Source organism: Marinobacter salinexigens (assembly GCF_008370345.1).
Taxonomy (GTDB): domain Bacteria; phylum Pseudomonadota; class Gammaproteobacteria; order Pseudomonadales; family Oleiphilaceae; genus Marinobacter; species Marinobacter salinexigens.
Genome location: NZ_VTUU01000002.1, coordinates 21,859 through 43,849, shown reverse-complemented (window position 1 = coordinate 43,849; position 21,991 = coordinate 21,859). Strand labels below are relative to the sequence as shown.

16 protein-coding genes are annotated in these 21,991 nt (G+C 50.3%); all 16 read right to left on the bottom strand.

Annotated elements, in window-relative coordinates; all coding sequences use genetic code 11:
* Nucleotides 1-425 precede the first annotated feature (425 nt).
* Nucleotides 426-1,694 carry a hypothetical protein gene (locus FWJ25_RS04665; RefSeq protein WP_149599110.1) on the bottom strand — a complete coding sequence of 423 codons (1,269 nt, stop codon included), beginning with the start codon at nucleotides 1,692-1,694 and terminating at the stop codon, nucleotides 426-428.
* A complete protein-coding gene (locus FWJ25_RS04660) occupies nucleotides 1,691-3,124 on the bottom strand; it encodes a phosphomannomutase (protein WP_149599109.1) in 1,434 nt (477 codons plus the stop codon). Before FWJ25_RS04660 ends, FWJ25_RS04665 begins: the two co-directional genes overlap by 4 nt.
* Before the next feature lie 212 nt (nucleotides 3,125-3,336).
* A complete protein-coding gene (locus tag FWJ25_RS04655) occupies nucleotides 3,337-4,071 on the bottom strand; it encodes a hypothetical protein (protein WP_149599108.1) in 735 nt (244 codons plus the stop codon).
* Nucleotides 4,072-4,244: 173 nt separating this feature from the next.
* Nucleotides 4,245-4,553: a hypothetical protein gene (locus FWJ25_RS04650; protein WP_149599107.1), complete on the bottom strand. Its 309-nt coding sequence runs from the start codon at nucleotides 4,551-4,553 to the stop codon at nucleotides 4,245-4,247.
* A 45-nt stretch (nucleotides 4,554-4,598) separates the two neighbouring features.
* Nucleotides 4,599-5,324: a sulfotransferase family 2 domain-containing protein gene (locus tag FWJ25_RS04645; RefSeq protein WP_149599106.1), complete on the bottom strand. Its 726-nt coding sequence runs from the start codon at nucleotides 5,322-5,324 to the stop codon at nucleotides 4,599-4,601.
* A 55-nt stretch (nucleotides 5,325-5,379) separates the two neighbouring features.
* A complete protein-coding gene (locus tag FWJ25_RS04640) occupies nucleotides 5,380-7,065 on the bottom strand; it encodes a hypothetical protein (protein ID WP_149599105.1) in 1,686 nt (561 codons plus the stop codon).
* A gap of 24 nt (nucleotides 7,066-7,089) precedes the next feature.
* Nucleotides 7,090-10,245, bottom strand: a complete 3,156-nt coding sequence (locus FWJ25_RS04635; protein WP_149599104.1) for a glycosyltransferase — start codon at nucleotides 10,243-10,245, stop codon at nucleotides 7,090-7,092.
* The gene (locus FWJ25_RS04630; protein ID WP_149599103.1) at nucleotides 10,245-10,946 is read right to left on the bottom strand and encodes a hypothetical protein; all 702 of its coding nucleotides are present in this window, start codon (nucleotides 10,944-10,946) and stop codon (nucleotides 10,245-10,247) included. The genes FWJ25_RS04635 and FWJ25_RS04630 overlap by 1 nt, the downstream gene beginning before the upstream one ends.
* A gap of 21 nt (nucleotides 10,947-10,967) precedes the next feature.
* Entirely contained in the window at nucleotides 10,968-12,299 is a 1,332-nt protein-coding gene (locus tag FWJ25_RS04625) for a methyltransferase domain-containing protein (protein WP_149599102.1), read from the bottom strand.
* A gap of 5 nt (nucleotides 12,300-12,304) precedes the next feature.
* A complete protein-coding gene (locus FWJ25_RS04620; protein ID WP_149599101.1) occupies nucleotides 12,305-13,555 on the bottom strand; it encodes a coiled-coil domain-containing protein in 1,251 nt (416 codons plus the stop codon).
* A gap of 90 nt (nucleotides 13,556-13,645) precedes the next feature.
* Nucleotides 13,646-15,808, bottom strand: a complete 2,163-nt coding sequence (locus tag FWJ25_RS04615) for a coiled-coil domain-containing protein (RefSeq protein WP_149599100.1) — start codon at nucleotides 15,806-15,808, stop codon at nucleotides 13,646-13,648.
* Nucleotides 15,805-17,238, bottom strand: coding sequence for a mannose-1-phosphate guanylyltransferase/mannose-6-phosphate isomerase (locus FWJ25_RS04610; RefSeq protein ID WP_149599099.1), 1,434 nt, complete (start codon nucleotides 17,236-17,238; stop codon nucleotides 15,805-15,807). Before FWJ25_RS04610 ends, FWJ25_RS04615 begins: the two co-directional genes overlap by 4 nt.
* The gene (locus FWJ25_RS04605; RefSeq protein ID WP_223163227.1) at nucleotides 17,228-19,135 is read right to left on the bottom strand and encodes a glycosyltransferase; all 1,908 of its coding nucleotides are present in this window, start codon (nucleotides 19,133-19,135) and stop codon (nucleotides 17,228-17,230) included. The genes FWJ25_RS04610 and FWJ25_RS04605 overlap by 11 nt, the downstream gene beginning before the upstream one ends.
* 23 nt (nucleotides 19,136-19,158) lie before the next feature.
* Nucleotides 19,159-20,034, bottom strand: coding sequence for a glucose-1-phosphate thymidylyltransferase RfbA (gene rfbA, locus FWJ25_RS04600; protein WP_149599098.1), 876 nt, complete (start codon nucleotides 20,032-20,034; stop codon nucleotides 19,159-19,161).
* Nucleotides 20,022-20,906 (bottom strand): dTDP-4-dehydrorhamnose reductase, encoded by an 885-nt coding sequence (gene rfbD / locus FWJ25_RS04595; RefSeq protein ID WP_149599097.1) that lies wholly within the window; start codon nucleotides 20,904-20,906, stop codon nucleotides 20,022-20,024. The genes rfbA and rfbD overlap by 13 nt, the downstream gene beginning before the upstream one ends.
* A complete protein-coding gene (gene rfbB, locus FWJ25_RS04590) occupies nucleotides 20,903-21,991 on the bottom strand; it encodes a dTDP-glucose 4,6-dehydratase (protein WP_149599096.1) in 1,089 nt (362 codons plus the stop codon). Before rfbB ends, rfbD begins: the two co-directional genes overlap by 4 nt.

Here is a 21,991-nt window from a genome sequence, read left to right as displayed (position 1 = left end):
AGAATCCTGGGTTGCCTCATACAGTTTCAGAGCCGCACACCGAGGGAGTTTCTTTTGCTTAATACCAAGCCAGGTCGCTCGCCGGAGAAATGACAAAAACGGCACGCCATGCCAATCCATCATCATGGTCGAGACCCGTCGCCAGATCTGACGCCAGGCCAAAGGCCATTGCATGATTTCCAGCTCTATTGCCACCAGATCTTCTGGCAAAGAAACACCATCACAATCCCTAAGGTGAACTTGATACTGGTAACCGCGTTGGAGATAAACAGGCCGCCCCGAAGCACGCCCCGGACGAATGTAGAGGCTGCTATCCATACACTCAACAGAAGGCCCGATCAGTTGCAAAACACAAGGAGCTTCCCCTTGGGCTGAAGTGGCGGAAAGCCGATACCAGCCAGTCCGGGGAGCAGAAACCGCCCAATTCATGAACCGCCCAAACCAACCCAGCGCCCCAATTTCCCGAGAAGGCCTGAGCGCAAAGATCGGTATTCACCTAACTTCTGTTGAATAAACGGCCCCTTCGGACGAATTCTATGCGCCATTGCCATCAGTTTTCTGGCAGCAGCAAGGTCCTTAGCCTCTAATGCCACCGCTGAATTTCTGAAGTATCCGGCACAATCGTCAAGCCAGGGAATACCCTCAGTTCCGGGCTTCGCAAGGTAGTCAATAACGGCTTTCGCAGTTTCGAGCTCCTCGCTCCCAAAAGTGTAAACACTCGGCTGTCGCCCATAATTGTCTTTGGTCACAGGGAGAAAAAGAGGCTTCTTTTCGTTAAACCAATTTTGACGAATCCAGGCGTTACACTGTTGAAACTCCTTCTGCAGTTTTCTGGCTTCTACAACCGGCAGAGCTTCTCCAGGACCAGAGAATACAGAAACAACCTTGCGCATAAGGACCTGTAATTCTTCCTGCTCGCTGTCGGCCGGAAGTTCCCTGGCGACTTTGTTAAGCCCTCGCATTAACCCTTGGCCTACAGGATTAATGGACTCGTTCTGCCGGGGCAAATCAGGGGCCTCTGGCAGGGCCTCATGCCCCTCACGAAGTACATCCAGAAAGTCGGCAAGGATGTCGCCATCTTTCAGATCATTCGCAGAAAACAACCTTGGGGTGAGAGATAACTGGCCAAACACCTCCCCCCAAAGCTCCAGCACCGTACGATAGTTGTAATAATGGTTCGACGGGCGACATACCCGCAGGGCAAGCTCCTGCAGGTTGCAAACCTCACCATTACGAAGCGCGGTAGAGTAGAAAGACGACAGCACATCTACCTGCCGGCGCAGATAGACAACCACCTTGGTATCAGCTGCCCAAGGAGCTACCAGATCCTTAAGCCATTCAACCTGATCTCGTTGACGCAGCCGGGAATGAAAGTGCTCGCTCGAAATAACAACAGTATGTACATGCTCTTCCAGCGATTCCATAGATTGTTGGAAGTGTTCAACAACCCGCCTTCGGAAAGCCTGACGCTCTTCTGGAGTATGTATTCCCTCGTGACGGAGATAATCATCCGGCGGTTGGTCGCCCAACGCCGCAGCAGCAAGCCCCCGGCCTTCAATCCTCTCCGGAGAGGCATAATAACATATGCCTCTCTGCCGCAGCCGAGATTGATGAGCGTGAAGATAAGCCTGGAGGGTCGTGGTGCCAGTCTTTTCCGTGCCGATATGAACAACAAAGTGTAGCGCGCGCTTCATAGCCTGTTCAGCGCACTCATACAGCCTTTGAGCAGTTCGCTTGCATCATCCGCGGTCTCCGCTTCGACGTAGCAGCGCAGCTCCGGCGCATTGCCAGACGGACGGAAGTGTACAATTCGCCCATTTTCAAGAGTCACTCGAAGGCCATCCGTCGTATCGATGGCACCAACATCGCTATCCAATCCCATAGCTTCCTGTAAAAGTAAGGGAGACTCCCTCCATTGCTCAATCAGAGCCTTACTTTGAGCAGTAGGGAATTCTTTAACGCGATCACTGGCTGTATATCGCTCGGGCAGTGCCAAAAGCATTTCAGACACACGCTTGCCCTGGCTGGCAGCCCCGGTTAACAACATGAGTGCAGGCAGCAACGCATCTCGCGTGGGAAGAGCTTTCAACGTCGTTCCCCGCAACTGCAGGTCGGTTCCCAGGAGAAAGCCACCATTGGCCTCAAACCCGGCCACACTGGAAAACTCGTCAGAAAGCTCAGCCATGCCCTCGATAACATAGGGTGAACCAATCCGAGTACGCTTTACAGCTTTGAAAGAACTACTCTTCTCTATCGCACTGTTACAGCTAACCGGAATAGCCAGCGCGTCCACCTCAAGCGCCTGCGCCGCTAACAGCCCAAGAACATCACCGCGCAACCACTCTCCTCGCTCATCAGCGACCAACGGCCGGTCACCGTCGCCATCCGTTGACAGAATAGCGTCCAGATTGTATTCCTTGGCCCACTGCCGACCCAGCGCCCGATCCTCTTCCGACACAGCTTCAGTATCGATAGGAACAAAGGTATCTGTCCGTCCCAGAGAAACAACCTCGGCACCCAGCGCCTCCAGGATGTCACGATTAATATCCCTTCCCGCAGCAGAATGCTCATACAGGCCGATACGCTTGCCTTTCAATACCCCATCAGGAAACAACTCAAGGTAACGCTGAATATATCCTTGGCGAGCAGAACTGGACACGTCAGGCAAGCCTGGCTCAAACGCCGGAAGTTCCCGATCGACCGAGAGAATCGCCTTCTCATCGCTCTTATCAATCTCGCCGTCAGGCCTATAAAACTTCAGGCCATTTCGATCAAAGGGGATATGGCTGCCAGTAACCATGATCGCAGGCAAATTGTCTGCCATAGACTGTAAAGCCAAGGCGGGAGTGGGAAGTACACCATAGTAGTCAACTTCCAACCCAAGAGCCCTTGCAGCGCCCGAACAGGCAGCAGCCATTTTAGGGCTACTTGGGCGGTGATCGATAGCTATGGCAATACGGCTAAATTGGAATTGCTTAGCCATAACCTCAGCAAAAGCCAACACGAATGCAGCACAAACACTATCGGCGAACTGGTTGACTAATCCTCGAGCGCCGCTCGTTCCGAAATTCACTTCACTGCTAGAAATAACGGACAAAATTTTGGAATCAGGTACCAGGCTCATGATCTATCGCCCAACGCTTCCTCATCGAATGTAGCTTGATCGACCTCTGAACTAAGCTCATCACCAAGTACTTTCTTTGACCTAAACTCTGCTATCGACAAACGCTGAATGTCGAAATCTATAATTTCACCTAGAACCCTAGACACCGACTGAGTTTGGCAGTTCCCGGTTAAAACTATATTCACATCCCCCTCCTAACAAATGAAACCACGTCAACTATAATCGACAACCGGCCTAACATCGACACCTTTCATAACACCCTTAAGATCATCAAGAATCGTCCAAACACACTCACCTTTAAAGCATGAATCAATAACTCCATATAAAGCACCAACCTTTTTTAAGGGTGCTGCAACATTATGCCCAAACTCATCACCGTAGAAAATAATCTTCCTAACGTTATCCCCATCCGGGAAAAGCTTCAACTGAATCAATTCAACATCATTAACCGCCGAAATTATATAATAATTTACCCCATCCAAAAATGCGCCATCTAGAGATTCGTATCGCCAAGCTTTTATATTATCAACGTACCTCCTCCATCGTCTTTCATCAGGCACCACTTTTGGAGAAACTGAAAACTGAGGAACAAACGCAACAACCGACCGTACATCAAAAAACTTCGAGGCGAGAATTGATAGAAATCCGCCCATACTATTCCCTAAGCTAAAAACAACCTTGCCCTCAGTGTATGGTGACAAAAGTTCCCTCAACTCAAGAAAGTCAAAATTATTACCCCAAGACCTCTGCTTATCAATGATAAAAACAGTAGTAGCCATGGACGATATGTTAAAAAACTCCTCACCTTGGACGTCGACAGCCCCCATTGCATGCCCAATGCCAGTAAAGCACAAGACGACATTTTTCGACGACCTTTCTCGAACGGAAATTTTTATAAAATCATTATCTAACAAAACCTTCATATAGCCACCAAGAATACCAATCATATATAACCAGAAATACGGCCCTTTACTGGCTGGCCGCTATCTAAGAGTTCAACTTCAGACTCCGGAAATGTCGATTCACGCATCCCAAAAGTCAGAGAGCTAAAGCTCTTAAATAAAGTTGCCACATTTATTCAATTTAAAACTCACGCGCCACAATTCAACCACATAAAAACCTACTCATCAATTGGCCGCGGGCGTAAGACAACTCGCTTCACTCTGAATACCTCACTGCCCCGCTTATGCTCACCTTTCCGCAGAGTGATTTTTCCTATAGCCGGAAAACGAAGCACCCCCTCATCCAAACCATCAATTTCTTCGCTAACAATAGCCAGGACCCGATGAACCAATAATGAAGCCTGTTTATCATCCAGCCCGGAAAGCAAGCGAGGGTTACTCCCTCTTATTCTGTCAACAAACTCACTCAGTTCGACTTTCTTATCTTCCACAACAACCTCACTCAGTTCGACTTTCTTATCTTCCACAACAACCTCACATTTTTTAATCGTTAAAAAATCTAAACTCGAGTTTTAATCAAAAACTCTTGACTCTTTACTTTCCAAAATAACTCTTAGCTTTTCCCACCCCTCATCTTGGACAGTATTCAAAATCCCTCCACAGGAATCCCTGACATAATGATAAAGGAGAACATCTTGCCTGACCAAATCGTATAACTCATGCAAGATACTGGGATCTAGCTGATGTTTACTTCTATACCCCTCAGATCCAACATTGGCCTTCCTTACGGAGAAACGTTCCAACCCCAGACAATCACAAAACGAATTATTATAATCTTCGATATTTTCAACAGTACCTATTAAACAATTCCGACCATTCAATGCCGGCATCGCCTTGTGAAACCCACCAACCCCTGCCACATATATACATTGAGCATTTCTTATCTTATTTCGAAACTTCTCACTCTCAAACACTGCATGATGGAATGATTTCTTAGCCACATCGCCTTCAAAAAATGCTGGCGCTTTCTCAGTGTGGTAATTATAGAGCGAAACCACTCTAGAAATAGGCTCCCGAATCAATGACATATACACTGTCTCATCATCCTTGAACCCAGAATTAAGATACTGTTTTATTCTTACATGCCCACCCATTATTGGGCTTTCCACTTCATCCAGGGGCCGATCTGAATCAATGCCCTTCCACCATACATTATCTTTCCCAAAAGACTTATAAAGCTCGGCCCGATAAGATGTTCCAGCAGCCTTTTCAACATGCAGAAATACTAACTTCTTCATTAAATTTACCCCTTAAGCTAAGATCTTCATCCCACAAAATTCGCCCAGTGCAGCATCACGAACTAACCCTGAGTTCTTTTTTCTCAGATATAAATCCCTTTCTTTCCAACCATGACACCCCCTCACGTACCATTGTTATTTCAAGCGTATACGCCCCAGGCAATTCGGGAGCCTTTATTTTAACATTGCTTATTCTAAGAGGCTGACCGAGCATAACCTCCTCATCTATAGGTGTTCTCAGTCCATCGAATATGCATACAGCCCCCGTTGAATCGTACCAATGGTAGGATACATTCAACTTGCCGCCATCATAAGGCAACCAGTTCTTATTCGTTAAATTCTCAATATCAACACTGATGCACACCTCCTCGCCCTTCTTCATAGAGACAGGAATGCTTGGTGTTGTTAACCTTCCTGCGTAGCTAAGTCCGACATGGTGAGCTAGCGTCCGCAATTTTTCGACGCTGATTTCTCCACCTTTAATTATTGGCATAACGAGTGATTTTACCCTATCCTCACTCAAAAAACGGTTATTCACAGGACTTAAAACCCTACCCTGCAAAAGCAAATTAAAATTCTTTTGGCGCAAACACTCAACGACCAAGCTCGCCTCAGCCTGGGGCAGATAATCAAACCTATTCACAGTCTCTAAAGCTGTCTCCAACGGGCTATCTGAACGCCTGATACGATTAACCGCACCACCAGCAAAGTGCCTATCCGCCATTTTATCGGCTACAGCATTGAAGGCCGCCTTGTCGCTTCTCGTCGTCCAGATATGTGAAAGATCATTTTCAACAGAAGATATTTTCTCCAACCTTTCTTTTATCGTCGGCGATAAGTTTGGTTCGTGAGCGGTATAAGCTTTTTCAGGCTGTGGTTTCTTAACTTCCAGCCCAAGGAGTTCCATACTTTCAAGATAATCATCCCAAATAGCACCGGACATATCCCCTAACTCATCAGGAATAAACTCCATACTCCAATACTGTGAACTTTTGATGAGCTTGTCGGCCATTGATTCAGGGAAATCTTTAAGCAACATTGAATCAGTGCCATTTTTTATCAACAGTGTTCCAGGCGGCAAAGCATACACTTCACCGCGGTCATATACTTCCAGTGACCTCTTCCTGTCGTAGAATATTCGAGGTATCCATCCACCGGGATTGGAGACTTTTCCAGAATCAAAATGAATCTTTCCGGATATCGATAGGAAGTCTTCGAGTTCAGTGGTATGACGCCATTTTTCACGCTTTGTCCCTAAATCAAATCCCAGAACATTCTCTCTACCAAAAAGCTTTATCAGGTATTCGATCTGGGGCTTTCTTGGAATGAAATATTTCTGAAAAGAATCAATAGACTTGATGTTATGAGACAACGTCATGAAGGCATTAAAGTCAAAGTGTACGACATGCCTCTTCAAATCGTGAAGATAGTGAGAATAGGCTCTTGAGAACGGTTCCCTCAAGCACACGATGAACTTGGCAATTTCCCCATTGAACGCCGATTTCATGCGCGTGAATTCGTCTACGTAACTTTCCATATAGGCAGGAGATGCATCAACATGCCATTTCTCTTCGCTAAGACTCGGATATTGGCTGTTATACTGAAGAATATCATCTCCCTGGCAGAAGTAATTTACTTCCTTCCGCATGGTGGGAGTAAAGTACTCTTCATTTTGCGAGAGTTGATCAAATAGATACGTAGTTCCTGACTTTGCAAGCCCGGGAATTATAAGATATTTCATGTATACCTTTATGAAGCGTCCAGTTTATTGAAGCATGAAGTCAAGATACTTTTCACAACTGCCTCGCCAGGTCAAGAAGGGCATTCCCTTTGAATCGGGGTAGCGCTGCATCTTATATCCGTTTAGCCAGCCGTCTATGGACGCTGATAGCTGCTGCGCAGTATCTGCAGTGAAATATTCTGCATGGGCGCCCGCCACTTCTCTAAACACTGGAATATCACGCGCAAGAATAGGAATTTCCTGCTGTGCAGCTTCAATCAGCGGCAGGCCAAACCCTTCACCCTCAGAGCCGGCAATCAGACAAGTAGAAGCTGCGTAAGTGCGCTCAAGATATTCATCACTGATGCCCTGTAGCCAGAACAATCGCGATCCTTTCTCTGGGTGATTTTCAAGGCGATCCGCCAGATCCTCGATGTTCCATCCCCGCTTGCCTACCAGCACCAGGCTGTAGTCCTTACCCTGCTGCCAAAGATGCTCAAACGCATCCAGCACCTGGGTTACCCCCTTACGAGGCTCAACCGTTCCGACCATCAAGAAACTGGGTTTGGCTTCGATCTGAGCCAAAACCTGTTCTGCATCCTCTGGAAGCCCCATTGAGGGCACCGATTGTCGGATGTCAGCACCGTTGTGCGCTACACCAATTCTATACGGACGCTTCCGTTCCACATTGCGGGACACCATCCATTTTTCGAGCTCATCAGCCGTGGTTTGGGATACGCAGATGGCTCCGTCAAATTTGGTGATGCAGCTTAACCAGTTTTCGAAGGTCTGCTCTTCCGGTCCGGGGAACCAATGTGGATGAGTAACCGGCAACAAGTCGTGCACGACAAACACAACCTTCACGCCTCTATCCCTTAGACCTTCCAGGTAACCACATTGAGCGGCTATGCCATCACCATGCAGATCCAGCCCCAGGAATATATCGCCGGTATGAGCTTCCATTGGTTCGTCTGGTAGCACGGAGTGCTCTCCACCCATGAACTCCTGGGTAAACTGCCTTGCATAGAAAAAGCCATCCATGCTTGGATTGGTGTAAACCGGTTCTATACGGTAACCCGGCAAATCCATATCGAGCAACTGGCTCAGGATGCTTCTTACTACCCGTTGAACACCGGTTCTCAGATCTTCTCTGGCAACCACGGTGACATCAACGAGTAGTTGGCGCTGCGGCGTTGATACTGGAAGGGAGTTACCAATGCAGGCTGCCAACACTTCGTGTTGCATGGCAGAGTCCAGCACTTCAGATGCCGTTTTTATGACATTCAGGCGGCTCCGCCTGTGTTGGCTGTACGCTTGCTCTATGGCTTCAAAATACCGGTTCGAACAGAATTCCGGGGAGTAGGATTTAACGATCTGCTCACGGCCGTCCACACCCAGTTGCTCACGACGAGTATGGTCGCTCCATAGGGTATCAAGAGCCGTAATAAGATCCTCTTCCTCAAAGCGATCTTCAAGTTTCCAGACTCCCGAATCCGGTACTTCAGCAAAGCTCCCATGAGCGTTACAGATAGTGGCAAGGCCATTCGCCATGCAATCCAGTACTGTACCGGATGTTTCTCCACGGGAGTTGGTTCTTAACTGAACGGCCACATCAGCTGCAGCCAGATAGTCCTGGAATGTTTCGCTGTCTGCCCACCCGGTGAAGGAAATTCGGTTGCTGTACGAAGAACCTTCAATCTCGCTGCGCAGGCGCTGGCCGTATGCGTCAGGCGTTTCACCTACAAACACGATGCGAGCATTAGGGTCATTTGCAACCCGAGAATCGCACCACGCTGAGTACAAACGGTGATTCAATTTGGATTTATTGACCACACCGAAGCTACAGATCAAGAAGGCATCTTCAGCGATCCCCAGGCGTTGTCTTGCTGCCTGCTTCTCTTCAGGATGTCGTTCAGGTAACACCCGCAGATGAGGAATCACTTCAAAGGTATCTGCAACCGTATCTCCGTACCATTCGCGAGCGAGATCGCGCGCATGGTTTGAATGGACAATAACACCTTTGGCCTCCCTGATCGGGCTGTAACTGCAGGGATACAATCGAATGGCTTCTGCCCGATCACCGTCCGTGATTATCGGCTTCAGCGCGTCGTAGCCATGCGAGAGATAGAGTTCCCGGGGCAGCGCCAATCCTTTTCCTGCGCCGTCTTCCCGGTAGGCCACAGCATCGCCGAGATAGAAGTCGTGGATGACTGCTACCCCGGGTATCTTCTCGATGAGATCCCACATATGGGCGTGAAAACGGGAGTTACCAAACTGGTAAACTACCCGGTCGTACTCCAGACCGTGTTTCCAGAACCATTCGACGGAGCGGATGGTGCAGTTGGATTCGATCCACTCATCGCTCACCTGTTCTTGATCGACAACCACATCAATATCGTAGTAGTGAGCGAGTTCAGGTAGGAGTTCCGCGCTGTAGTACCCAATGCCAGTTTTCTCCGGTGGGAGTGGAGAAACAAACGCCAGTTTAGGCTTCACGCCATCGAGATTCAGGCTCCTCATTACCTTTTCGGCAAACCCGTTCTTTTCAGACCTGGCCTCGCCCAATAGCGATCGAACACTTACTTGTAGCGCCTCAACAAGCTGATCCGCTTCGGCAGATGGCCAACGCACGCGGTTGGTATCTGGTATGCCGTTACACAATTCCGGTTCGCTAAGGCCTGGCACATCCAATACAAAATCAGCTCGGGAGAGTTTCTCCAGCAGGGATCGATGCCATTCGCCGCGTCTTCCCTGCTCCAACTCTTTCTGTGGGCCATGGAATGACTCGCCCGGCAAAATCGTCGCTATCGGGCAACCCGGAGGTTCATAGTCAAAGCTGATCACTGCTTCATCCGCCCAACCCAGCCATAAACTGGGCAAGATGACGAGGTCTGGTTCCTGTTCAGCGATAACAGCCTCGCGTGTATGGGCAGCTACTTTCCGAAGCGATGGGTTACCGTCGCAAATGCTTCCCATGCCATCAGGGGCGTACCAGACTCGAATGTTCTCCTGTTTGATAAAGCCTTCGAGTTCTGCCCGAAGCTCATCAATAGTAGCTTCGAGAGAGCCATTAAGCAGAACCAACAGTTCGCCATTCTCTCCCACTTCCTGCGCAGCGGCCTTCGATAAAGCCAGGGCATATTTGCCGGCTTCAGGGTTTGTACCTGTTTGGGCAACCTGTAAATCAATCAAAACCTTCATCAGGCAACAACCTCCCCGTGACTGGTTGTGCGCATGAAGGCCAACTCTTCGAGCACCCGGTTAGTCGATGTTGGCAGACACCACTCCACGTCCACCGGCTGGCTCGAAACGGAAAAGCCTCGATCTTCAAACCAACAGGTACCTTCGTGTACCAGCGTTAGCATAAGCCGGTATTTCCCGGGTTTGGCCGGGGGAACAACGTGCACATCCACCAATGCGGATTGCCCTGGCATGATGGCCGTTTTCAATGATGTACGATTGCCTTCAAAGAAGAGCATGTCACCATGTTCATCCAGCCAATGGTACGCCACGTTAATTGGCTGATCACTGTCGCTTGCCCACTTGAAGGATGAACGGTTTTCTATCGTTGCAGGCACAGTCTCGGGCATCCCGGCTCGCAGGACGCCCAGAGTTTCCCGGGGAATAGCAGAGCCTGAATAGTCACCTTCTCCTACCGTCCCTAATTCGGCTTTTTCTGCCGGTTCAGGGCGGGCTTCCAAATGATCGCTACTCGGGGACCCAATGGCGCCAAGGAACCCTGATTTTAGCTCATTGATCATGTCGTTCAGGTCATGACCATCAAGCAGTCGATCTACCCAGTAGTTTTTCTGCTCTTCTGTACCGGCTTCCGGCCGGAACATCCGAAATGCGCTTTCAACAAGAAAGGCTTTGTGTTTGATCCTTAACTCTTGATGCCCCATGTGAAACTCTTACAGTCCTTTTCAATCGTCATTATGATCCAGCCAAAGCTTTTCAAGCATCGAAAACGAGATGCCGTATTCCCTGCTCCAGATGTCCTCGTCGATCATATTGTTGTGTTGTTTTAGCGCGAGTACGGAATAATCAGGGCTGATACCGTTCAGAAAATCCATCACGGTAACGCTCTGGTTGGGTTTGAGTCTTTTACTCTCCTGAAGTCTCAGAATTTTTATGTCCTTAAAACCATAAAACTCTGGGACAAACGCCAGAAGAGCTGGTGGTAAAGGGTTGCGGTGTGTGGGGTCCATGTAGAAGTTACATGAACCGACGGTGTAGTTTTCCGGGTTAGGTGTTTCCATGATCAGCAGCCCGTCCGGAACCAATACTCGATAAGCTTCCTTAACCAGGGCGCGTAGAGTGTCGAACGTAATGTGCTCAGCTACGTGCATCATGGAAATCGCTAAACGACTTTCACTTGGTTGTGAGGCGAGGTATTCAAAAGCATCGGCCTTTTTTACGTCCAGATTCAGTTCACGGCAGGCTGACAACATTCCGTCATCGAGGTCTACGCCTTCGGCACGAATATTGTTCTCTCTGAGCAGTTCAAGCCACTCACCTCTGCCACACCCCAAATCGAGCACGCTGCCTCTGGGATAATAAGAGGCCAAGGGCTGCACGAATGGGAGATACACGCCTACGCGCCGCTTGATTTCTTCCCGTGAACCGCGGAATTTGTCTTCAAAGGCACGGTAAAAACCATCCTCTACCTGCGGAGCAGTCCCTCTGACCTCTTCGCTGGCGTGTAAAGCACCGGGGACTGACAACTGGTTAGCTGCGTGCAGGGCCCTGGCCCGAGCTAGTGTTTTGGTGTCGGTATCCCGGAGTTTCATCACACCGACAGAATCGCTGAATTGCTTTTCAGCTTCCCGGGCATCATCTCGGAGTAGTGCCAATCGCCCCAAGGTGTTATGAATTCCAGACACCAACGCCTGGGCTACCAAGCTACGCTCACATCCCCATTCTAATGCCTGTTCAGCCCACCGCCGCGCTTGATCCAGGTTGTTTTGGTGCTGATGTGCCGAGGCAATCAATACAGCCAGTTGCTTACGTTCAGGCTCCTGCTCCACATCAGAAATATCCATCTCGCAGAGCTGCTGCCATTCGCTGAACAGCCAACGGGTTCTGGCTTGTCCTAGCGGTGCATGTATTCCAGGATCAACTGTTTCCAGAGTTGCCAGGCTCTCTGCATTGAGCGATGTTTCAGAGGAGGACTGCGGTACCTGTACGGCTACCTGGTTGGGTGCTTTCCGCCTTCCAGGTGGTTTTCTTTTAGCTTTGGTTCTCCGTTTTGCCATAGCGGTTAAACGCCTTTACCACGGATCAGCACGTCCTTGATCAACTCCAACTGCGCCTCAGCCTTCATCAGCTCCTGGTCCACCAACTGTTGCCTGTTACGCTGCTCCTGAACGAGTTGGAGACTTTTTTCTTCTGCTCTGTTATGGGTTTGTTCTAGCTCGCCCCGGAGTTGTTCATTCTGCTGCTCGCTGGCTGCGAGCTTCTGTTGGCGATTTTTCAGCTCTGATTCAAGCGAATTGCATTTTTCCTGGGCTTGCTGATGAGCCGATTTCCAGTGATCCCTCCGCTGGACAAGCTCATCGCGTTCTTTTTTTAGCTTTGCAAGCTGGTCAGCTAACGCCTCACCTCGATGAAACTGGTCATCTCTCTGACGCTGCATCCGATTGCACTCATCTTTATGCGCCACAAGCTCTTCTTTGAGTACCCCGAGCTCTTTTTCGGCTTCAGCGACTTTTTGCTGTGCTTCGCCCAACAGCTGAACCTTGTCCTGATAATCTGCTGCGAGTGCTTCTTTCTCGTTCCAGATTGAATCGCGCTCTGAGATCACCGCATCAATTCGAACCTTATTGTTCTGACACTCTTCAAGGAGCTGGCTCTTTTCATACACCAAAGCTTCCTTGGCTTGTGCCTGTTGGTTTGAATTCTCGTTGAGGGCCCTGAGTTCTCTTCTGAGCTCTTCTAACTGGTCAGCTTGCTCGCTCTGCAACCGGGCTATCTCGTCATCTTTTGACTGGATGTCTTCAATCAATGGATGCCTGACATAAACCTGAGCGCAACTCGATTCCGGCAGGAGGCCATGCGGCAGCGCGTTATAAACCGGGTGCAGTGAAATAGGCAGAGACTCCATTTCCAGCAATGTCTTCCCGGCTCGATAGTGCGGTACGATCACAACAAGGCTGAACAAGCGCAGCAGATCGTTCTGCTCGAGAGCGTCCAATATGGCACCTGTTAATGCCGGTAACTCGATGACCAACAGATTCGGCTGAGATGGATCGAGTTGCAGATCCTCAATCAGCTCTACAACAGACGTGCTGACAGTCTCTAGTGAGTCCAGGCACTTCAACCCGGGGAATACCCTATAAAGAGCCTTGTCAGGGTGCTCGGTACCGCTGACCCAGTCCAGATTGTAACGGTGAAAAGTCGTCTGCCGGGATTCGCTATCAACCAGGCTTTGCACGACGGAAAACTTCCCGGGAAAGTCGATAACTGCGCTCTCAAGCTTAGCAACGACATTATCGCAGGCGTCGACCAACACAGAGTGGTTGGCTACCTCTGCATAGGTCTGCATGTTTAATGATCCACCACACCCGAGGTGAACGAGGGTGTCAAACTGTGCCACCATAATTTACTTTCCGCTGCGGGTTTTCATCTCGTAGATGCGCTGGATATCCTTTGCCAATGAGTCCCACTGGCGCCAGTCCCTGCTAAGTTTTGGTCTTTGTTTCCGGCCCTGAGCCAGAATGTCAGGCAATTTCTGCACCAATGCAGACATGAGCGCCCGGTCTCGCTTCTCCAGCTTTTTCCAGATGGCTTTGTCCATGGCCTCTGGCAGTGCAAAACGCAGTTCCAGCTTTTTGCCAAAATCGTCTTCGCTTTCGAGAAACCAGCTTTCCAGCAACTGATCACTCTGCTTGGGGAACTCCAGTTTGGGGTGCTTGCCAAATACATCCGGCCGAACACCAGCACACGATAGCCGGAACTGCCAATGCGTTGATTTTCTTCCGTCGAATGCCGGGTTACGCAGACTGAACCAGAGGTGCTCGTAGTCCGGGTTTACCTGAACATTTCTGAGTTCCACCGCATCGTATGACAAACTCTTTTCAACCGAATTACGTTCTTTCCGGCTAAAAATACGACTCCTTCGTTTACTGGCGGCTAACTCTTCTGCTTGCGCCTTATCAGCTTCGTACTGTTTGATCTCAATTTCTTGAGCCCGACAGGTCTGCTCTGCTTGCTCTTTAGCCAGAACGGCCTGTTCCAGTTCTTCCTGAAGGTCATTTAGTCTCAGCAGAACATTTCTGCCTTCTTCCTCCAATGCCCGGCACCGCCCCTGGAGAGCTTTATGACTATCCTGATGCTGCCGCCTTTCGCTATGAGCTTCCTCTTTAACCCTCTCAAGTTCGCCATTGAGCTTCTGAACTTGAGACTGAAACGCAGCCGTTCGCTCCTGGAGCTCTGCTCTCTCCCTTGCCAGGGCCTCTCCCCGGCCTTTCTCCTCACCATTGAGTTGCTGCAAGCCAGCATTGGTATGTTGCAAACTTGAGAGCTGGTCTTCCAAAGATTGCCGTTCCTGTATGGCGCTTTCCAGATTGTTCTGAGTTTCATTGAGCGCGTAGAGTAGCGATTCTGCTTCATCAGAACTCTGCTGAAGGCTCGAACATCTCGCCTCCAACGCTTTTCGTTCGATGACTGAGAGCTCTAACTGGCTCTGAATGTCATTCAGAGCGTGGAGGAGGGTCTCAGTCTCCTCAGACACCTGCTGGAGCGCAGCGCAGCGGGCGGCTAACGCCTCTCGCTCCATCACTGAATCTTCAAGTTGATGTTGCTTTTTATCCAACGCGCCAAGAAGTTTTGCTACTTCGGTTTCAAACCTTTCGCGGGCTGATTCCGCTATTTCAACGTTTTCCGTCTTGAGCCGTTCGGCTTCGTCCTGAGCTTCCGTGAGGGCTACAAGATAATCATTGGACTGAACTTCCAGTTCCTTTTCTCTTGCTTCAGATTCACTCAAGGCAACCGATAACTCACTTACCATCTCGCCATGTTTGAAGAAATCCGCTATCGCTTCCTCAATTCCGGTAGAGGTATCGCTAGTATGAGATTGTCCCAGCGGTAACCACGCTAAACGCCATTCATCAGCTATCTCAGCATTAAGCCTGTTCGCTTTAATAAACTCTGCCGCGAGATACCTGGTAAGTGAGGAGAGTGACTTACCCGCAGTCTCATCTACCGCATCGGCAACCAGAGACCACCCCCACCGATCATTAATTGCACTGACTAACTCTGCTGGAGAACTATCTACATCGGTACGTTCAACCAACATGCAGCGATCGGGGTTTCTTCGGTAGAACTCATAGAGAGCCTGTTGATAGCTCTGCCACTCATCATATAGATCCTGCCAGTTTCCGATCTCACCAGTTTCCGAAATTTCCCTGGCCAAACGGTCTTCCAATGACTCGCTAATCAACAGGAAATGTAGGTTGTGGTCCAGAGAAGCCCAGAAATCCAGAAACCAGGTGCTGACAGGATCAGCCCACCCCCATATCGGGCTACTCACGTTTTCAAGCAGCAAATCAACCGCAACTTGTCGCCAGAGATCGCTGACGCCCTGATCACCGCCAGCCAGACAGGCACCATTAATCCCGGCAACCACTTTCTCGTGCCAATAACTAAATCCGACGCTTTCATTTCTGTGCAGGGCGCTGGCGGGGCTTACACCCGCCGCATGCAAGGTTGCTTCAACAGACTTCAGGCCTGCTGAAGGAGCGCCCGCGATACACAGTGCTTTCATGACGATATGCGCCCGTACCCATCTTCAAAACGAACAATATCATCCTCTCCGAGGTAACTGCCGGACTGCACTTCGATCAGGTGGAGAGGAACCTTGCCGGGATTTTCCAGCCGATGTGTTTCGCCAATAGGAATGTACGTCGACTCATTTTCCCGCAGCATGAAGGTTTTATCCCCAGACGTGACTACGGCTGTTCCGCTGACAACGATCCAATGCTCTGCACGATGGTGATGCATCTGAAGAGATAACTTCTCGCCCGGCTTCACCGTAATTCTCTTGACCTGGTACCGATCACCGTTGTCGATGCCTTGGTAGTTCCCCCAGGGGCGATGAACCGTTGTATGGAGGTTGTGCTCATAACGGCCATCAGCCTTGAGCCTCTCCACCACTTGTTTCACATCCTGTGCATTGTTTCGATTCACAACCAGCACAGCATCGTCCGTCGCTACGACGATCACGTCATCTACACCACTGACGGCTACCAAAGCATGATCGGCATGAACGTAACTGTTACGTGTGTTGTGCAGCAGAACATCTCCATGTACCCCGTTGCCAAACTCGTCCTTTTCTTCAATATCCCAAAGCGCAGACCAGGCGCCAAGATCGCTCCACTGCATATCAACCGGGACAACAGCCGCGTTGGCTGTTTTTTCCATTACGGCATAATCGATAGAGTCTGAGGGTGAAGCCATGAATGCATCGTGATCAAGCCGGCAGAAGTTCAGATCCTGCTTAGACAGTTTCAGAGCTTTCTCACAGGCACTGAGCATTTCCGGGTGGTGGCCTTTCAACTCTTCCAGATAGTTCTTTGCTGTAAAAACGAAGATCCCGCTATTCCAATAGTATTCGCCGGATTCCAGGTAGGCCGACGCCGTATCGCTGTCCGGCTTTTCAACAAAGCGTGCAACCTGGTGCGCTCCATCAACTTCTGGCAGCGTCGCACCTTTCTGGATGTATCCATAGCCGGTTTCGGGCGCAGTTGGCTCGATACCGAACGTCACCAACTTGCCGGATTTTGCGGCTTGCGCCGCTTTTTCTACAGCAGCAAGAAAAGCACTCTGGTTACGAATAACGTGATCCGACGGCATTACAAGCATCACCGCATCTTCATTCTGTTCCAGCAATGACAATGCCGCGATCGCAACGGCTGGTGCGGTGTTTCGGCCAACCGGCTCAAGAACAATCTGTGATGGCTCGATACCCGCCAACCGCAACTGTTCTGCAACGATAAACCGATGCTCTTCGTTACACACCATCACAGGATTACTGAATGCCTCTCCCGAAACTCTCATTGCTGTCGCCTGGAGCATGGTGTTCTCATTGTCACCCAGGTTCAGAAACTGCTTGGGATAACCCGCCCGGGATAATGGCCACAATCTGCTACCAGAACCGCCAGACAGAATTACGGGATGGATGGTTTCAGTACTCATTAATCACTCGTTCCTTGGTTAGTGTTCGTTCTGAAATTTCTTCTAATCTCTGTTTAAACTTTTCGCCACAATACCGCTCGGTGAACCGCTTAACGGAGTATTCAGGGGGCGCTGCTTTCTGATTTTCATAAGCTACCCTCATCAAGTCGGCTGCATGAGTCGGGTCTGGGTCTGCCCACTGCTGGCCAGAGGCAAAGAAATAGTCTCCTTCGCACAAATCTTTGACGCGATACCGCACCAGTTGAGTGTTAGCGTCGTTACAGAAATCGACGTTCCCCGAGTAGCCAGTGGCGATCAATTTCAGCCCCAGTAGTTGTGCCTCTGCAAGCGACCGACCAAACCCTTCGCTTCTGTGGAGCGAGACATAACAATTGCAACATTGATAGAGGGAAAGCACCTCGGGGCGCCTCAGCTCTTTGGTGACGAGATGTATACGATTGTCCCGGTCTATTTCTTCCCTGATTCTCTTCCACTGAGGGTCTTCCTCTCGGACGTGACTTACTTTTAGAACCAAACCCACATTTGCGGCAGGTAGCTTGGCAAACGCTTCCTGGAACGCAATGATCAACCCAAGAGGGTTTTTTCTGGACAGTGTCGAGTTCATATCAAATGAGAAGACAAACAGAAAATCAGATTCGGGCAAATTCCAATCTGCTCTGGTCATTGGTGCGATCGGGCCCAAACGTACCGGTAGCGGCATGGGAATTACCGGAACCGGAGCCCCATCGTATGCCTTTGCGGTGTATTGACTAATGCCCCAGAGTTCATCCACGAGCCCCCATGCATGGTGCCAAGCCGTGGGCCAGCGCGGGAGCTCCCAAGGCCAGAGGCCCACATTGTAATGATCACTGAGGATGTCGAGACCTTTTTCACAGATGTAACGTGACATCTCAATGCCGGTCATACAGAAAAGGTTTACCGAATACCTGGCCCTGTCTACGATCCAGTCGTCGGCAGTTACATCACGCTGACTGACATCCGGCCCGAGTGGTACATTGATGATGCTGAAGGGGACCCCCACCTCTTTCAAGGCATGGGCAACCATACGAACATCTTCCCCGATACCCAACTCCCCACGGGCGTAGCCATAGAGGTTCACACCAAATGGCTTTGACGAAGTTAGCTGGCCACTGCTTTTAGCGCTGGATTCCCGTTGCAGAGGGGTAACAAGCTCGATCAGCCAATCGAGCTCAGTGCAGGCAGGAACCCGCCCACTTCCAACCAACCGGCCCACAAAGCGATTGAAACGAACTGGCAGAATTCTTCCCAGGACCCGGCTCGCCAACTTTGTGTTTGCCGTCACTACAGAATTAACAATCTGCTCACGTTCGTTATGAACACTACCCCACCCTGAGCACAGCTCTGCGTATGCTTCGTTTAATCTGGTGTTGGTTTCAGCAGTATCGCCCGGCACAGTAATTGCCTGAAGGAAATCACCGGATGTTTTAAACGCACTTTCCAATGCCAATGATTGCCACGAGGGCAAAGTTCCGGACGCCATCAGGTCCAAACGTTCGCGAAAATACCAACGAGCAACGCGAAAGCGGACTTTTCTATTCCCGAGAAGCTGACCCAGCCAATATTTACTCCGATGCAAACCCGACAAATACATCGCGACGTTGTAGGTTCCTCCCCATACATCGCCCGGGATTTTCGGGAGAGGTGCCGGCCTTTCTAACTCTTCATTCCAGGCGTCTAGTTGGCTGAGGATTCTGTTTTCTTTTCTTCCTACCGCCGCACACCATGCAAGGTAATTTAAAAAGTCACGCTCTTTTCCCAAGTGCAAAGGAAAACGTTTTTGCTGAGCGGGCCTCAAAAGCCACACAACCAGCATGCCGACATAAAACTTTGTTGGCAGCGCAAATGGCAATTCGATTGGTTTTTCGTAGAGGTGCATACTAAATTTTGTGGATCGTCATTTTATTGGTATTTATGCTCCAGAATTGACTCCAGATATTTGCCATAAACGCTTTTCTCAGATGCCTTTGCAGACTCAGCTAATGATTGATCTGTCACCCACCCTTTCATCCATCCAATTTCTTCAAGACAGGCGATCTTGAGCCCTTGGCGACTTTCAACGGCTTGCACATATTGGCTAGCCTCCAGAATGCTGTCGTTCGTACCAGTATCCAACCAGGCGAAACCACGACCAAACCGCTCTACCCTCAAAAGCCCCTCTCGAAGGTAGTAGTTGTTTATCGCGGTAATTTCCAACTCGCCTCTCTCTGAAGGAACCAGAGTTTTCGCGATGTCACACACCTGGCCATCATAAAAGTAGAGGCCTGTAACCGCATATCGGGACTTTGGTTCCTCAGGCTTTTCCTCGATACTTAAAGCCACCCCGGCCTCATCAAACTCCACCACACCAAACCGTTCAGGATCATTGACCAGATAGCCAAAAATGGTTGCTCCCGAAGTTTGCTTGGCTGCATAGTGCAGTTGACCGGAGAAGCCTTGTCCGTGAAAAAGGTTATCTCCAAGCACCAGACATACAGGTTCATTCCCAATAAATTTTTCCGCGATCAGAAAAGCCTGAGCAATGCCCTCTGGCCGTCTCTGGATCGCGTAACTGAAGTTAACCCCAAACCGACTCCCATCACCAAGCAAGCGTTGAAACTGAGCCTGGTCTTCAGGAGTGGTAATGATCAAAATATCCTGAATTCCCGCCAACATCAGGACAGAAATGGGGTAGTAGATCATCGGCTTGTCGTAGATTGGCAACAGCTGCTTTGACACACCGTAGGTAATAGGATGCAACCGGGTTCCCGAACCGCCCGCAAGGACTATGCCGCGCATTGTTTCTCCAGATACTCATCCAGGGTCAGTTCCAATTGACTATACCATCCCGGTAAGCTGATCCTTAATGCCGACTCTATTTTGCTCAGGTCCATTTGCGAGTTCATCGGTCGTTTTGCGGGCGTCACATAACTGCTCGTTGAAACAGGAAGCACGTCGGCCGGCCCTGAGCTGAGTAATTTCCCCGTCATCGAGGCGAGATTCACAATTGCCACAGCGAACTCATGCCAGGTAGCACTTCCTCTGGGCGCCAGGTGATACAGCCCCAGGGGAATATCCCGATAGATCGCCAATGCGGTGATTTGCGCAACCAGGCGCGCAGGGGTCGGCGCTCCAACCTGATCTGCCACAACGCTCAACTCCGGCTTACTCTCCGCCAGGCGCAACATGGTTTTCATGAAGTTATTGCCCCGGGCGCTGTAAACCCAGCTTGTACGAAAAATCAGGTGCTTCGCACCGCTTTGCTGTATGGCCAGGTCGCCTTCCAGCTTGGTCTGGCCGTATACACTCAGCGGGCCTGTCGCGCTGGTTTCCAGCCAGGGTTCTGAGCCGTCGCCGGGGTAGACATAGTCACTGCTGTAGTGCACCAACAAGGCGCCCTTCTCTGCGCAGTATTGTGCAAGCTGCTCCGGCAATCCGGCATTCAGCCGCCGTGCAGCGTCCACGTGCTGTTCGGCGGCGTCAACCGCCGTCCACGCTGCCGCGTTAGCAATCAATTCTGGCTGGTGTAAGGTGAGATAGTCAGTAACCGCCTCCTCACTGCTCAGGTCCAGTTCTGCACGGCTTGGAGCAACAACTGTTCCCAGCGGCGCCAGGGAGCGAGCAAGCTCAAACCCTACTTGGCCGGAACCTCCCAAAAGCAGAATTTTCACGAACTGACTCCCAGCCGCTCGCCCTGGTAACTGCCATCCTGTACGCGCCTCCACCAGGTTTCGTTATCCAGGTACCACTGCACGGTTTTGCGCAAGCCCGTTTCAAATGTTTCCAGCGGCTTCCAGCCAAGATCCTGCTCGATTTTCCTCGCATCGATGGCATAGCGGCGATCGTGGCCGGGGCGATCCTGAACATAGGTGATCTGGTCCCGGTAACGTCTGTCCTTTGGAACCAGTTCCTGAAGAATGTCGCAGATGGTTTGAACCACCTCGATGTTCTGCTTCTCGTTGTGGCCTCCAATGTTATAGGTGTCTGCTATCTCGCCTTTTTGCGCCACCAGGATAAGGGCTCGGGCATGGTCTTCTACGTAGAGCCAATCGCGGATCTGGCTGCCGTTGCCGTATACCGGAAGCGGCTTCCCTGCCAGCGCGTTCAGGATGACCAATGGAATCAGCTTCTCCGGGAAATGGTATGGCCCGTAGTTGTTGCTGCAGTTGGTCACCAGGGTTGGCAGGCCGTAGGTACGCTGCCAGGCACGAACAAGGTGATCGGAGCTGGCTTTGCTCGCCGAGTATGGGCTACTTGGTGCGTAGGAGGTTGTTTCTGTGAACAGCTGTTCCTGAGCATTTTCTGACTCATCGGGATGCGGCAGGTCCCCGTACACCTCGTCTGTACTGATGTGATGAAAACGGAAGGCTTCAGCTTTTTCCGGGTTCGTTTCCAGCAGCCCTTTCCAGTATCCCCGCGCAGCTTCCAACAGGGTGTAAGTACCAATGATATTGGTTTCCATGAAGGCCGCAGGGCCATCGATGGAGCGGTCTACGTGACTCTCCGCAGCCAGGTGCATCACGATGTCTGGTTGGTGCTTCTCAAACGCCTGAGCCATAGCATCTGCATTGCAGATGTCAGCCTGGATGAAGGTGTAACGGGAGCTATCCTCTACAGACTTGAGTGACTCAAGATTGCCCGCGTAGGTGAGTTTATCAATGTTGACGACGTGGTGATCGGTATTACTGATTAGCTCACGGATAACGGCAGAACCGATGAACCCAGCACCACCGGTAACAAAAAACGTTTTGCGCAT

Excerpts from the sequence above, each read along its gene's own strand:
- FWJ25_RS04665 (WP_149599110.1), bottom strand. The coding sequence starts at position 1,694 with ATGAAGCGCGCGCTACACTTTGTTGTTCATATCGGCACGGAAAAGACT.
- FWJ25_RS04660 (WP_149599109.1), bottom strand. The coding sequence starts at position 3,124 with ATGAGCCTGGTACCTGATTCCAAAATTTTGTCCGTTATTTCTAGCAGT.
- FWJ25_RS04655 (WP_149599108.1), bottom strand. The coding sequence starts at position 4,071 with ATGATTGGTATTCTTGGTGGCTATATGAAGGTTTTGTTAGATAATGAT.
- FWJ25_RS04645 (WP_149599106.1), bottom strand. The coding sequence starts at position 5,324 with ATGAAGAAGTTAGTATTTCTGCATGTTGAAAAGGCTGCTGGAACATCT.
- FWJ25_RS04640 (WP_149599105.1), bottom strand. The coding sequence starts at position 7,065 with ATGAAATATCTTATAATTCCCGGGCTTGCAAAGTCAGGAACTACGTAT.
- FWJ25_RS04635 (WP_149599104.1), bottom strand. The coding sequence starts at position 10,245 with ATGAAGGTTTTGATTGATTTACAGGTTGCCCAAACAGGTACAAACCCT.
- FWJ25_RS04630 (WP_149599103.1), bottom strand. The coding sequence starts at position 10,946 with ATGGGGCATCAAGAGTTAAGGATCAAACACAAAGCCTTTCTTGTTGAA.
- FWJ25_RS04625 (WP_149599102.1), bottom strand. The coding sequence starts at position 12,299 with ATGGCAAAACGGAGAACCAAAGCTAAAAGAAAACCACCTGGAAGGCGG.
- FWJ25_RS04615 (WP_149599100.1), bottom strand. The coding sequence starts at position 15,808 with ATGAAAGCACTGTGTATCGCGGGCGCTCCTTCAGCAGGCCTGAAGTCT.
- FWJ25_RS04610 (WP_149599099.1), bottom strand. The coding sequence starts at position 17,238 with ATGAGTACTGAAACCATCCATCCCGTAATTCTGTCTGGCGGTTCTGGT.
- FWJ25_RS04605 (WP_223163227.1), bottom strand. The coding sequence starts at position 19,135 with ATGCACCTCTACGAAAAACCAATCGAATTGCCATTTGCGCTGCCAACA.
- rfbA (WP_149599098.1), bottom strand. The coding sequence starts at position 20,034 with ATGCGCGGCATAGTCCTTGCGGGCGGTTCGGGAACCCGGTTGCATCCT.
- rfbB (WP_149599096.1), bottom strand. The coding sequence starts at position 21,991 with ATGCGCAAAACGTTTTTTGTTACCGGTGGTGCTGGGTTCATCGGTTCT.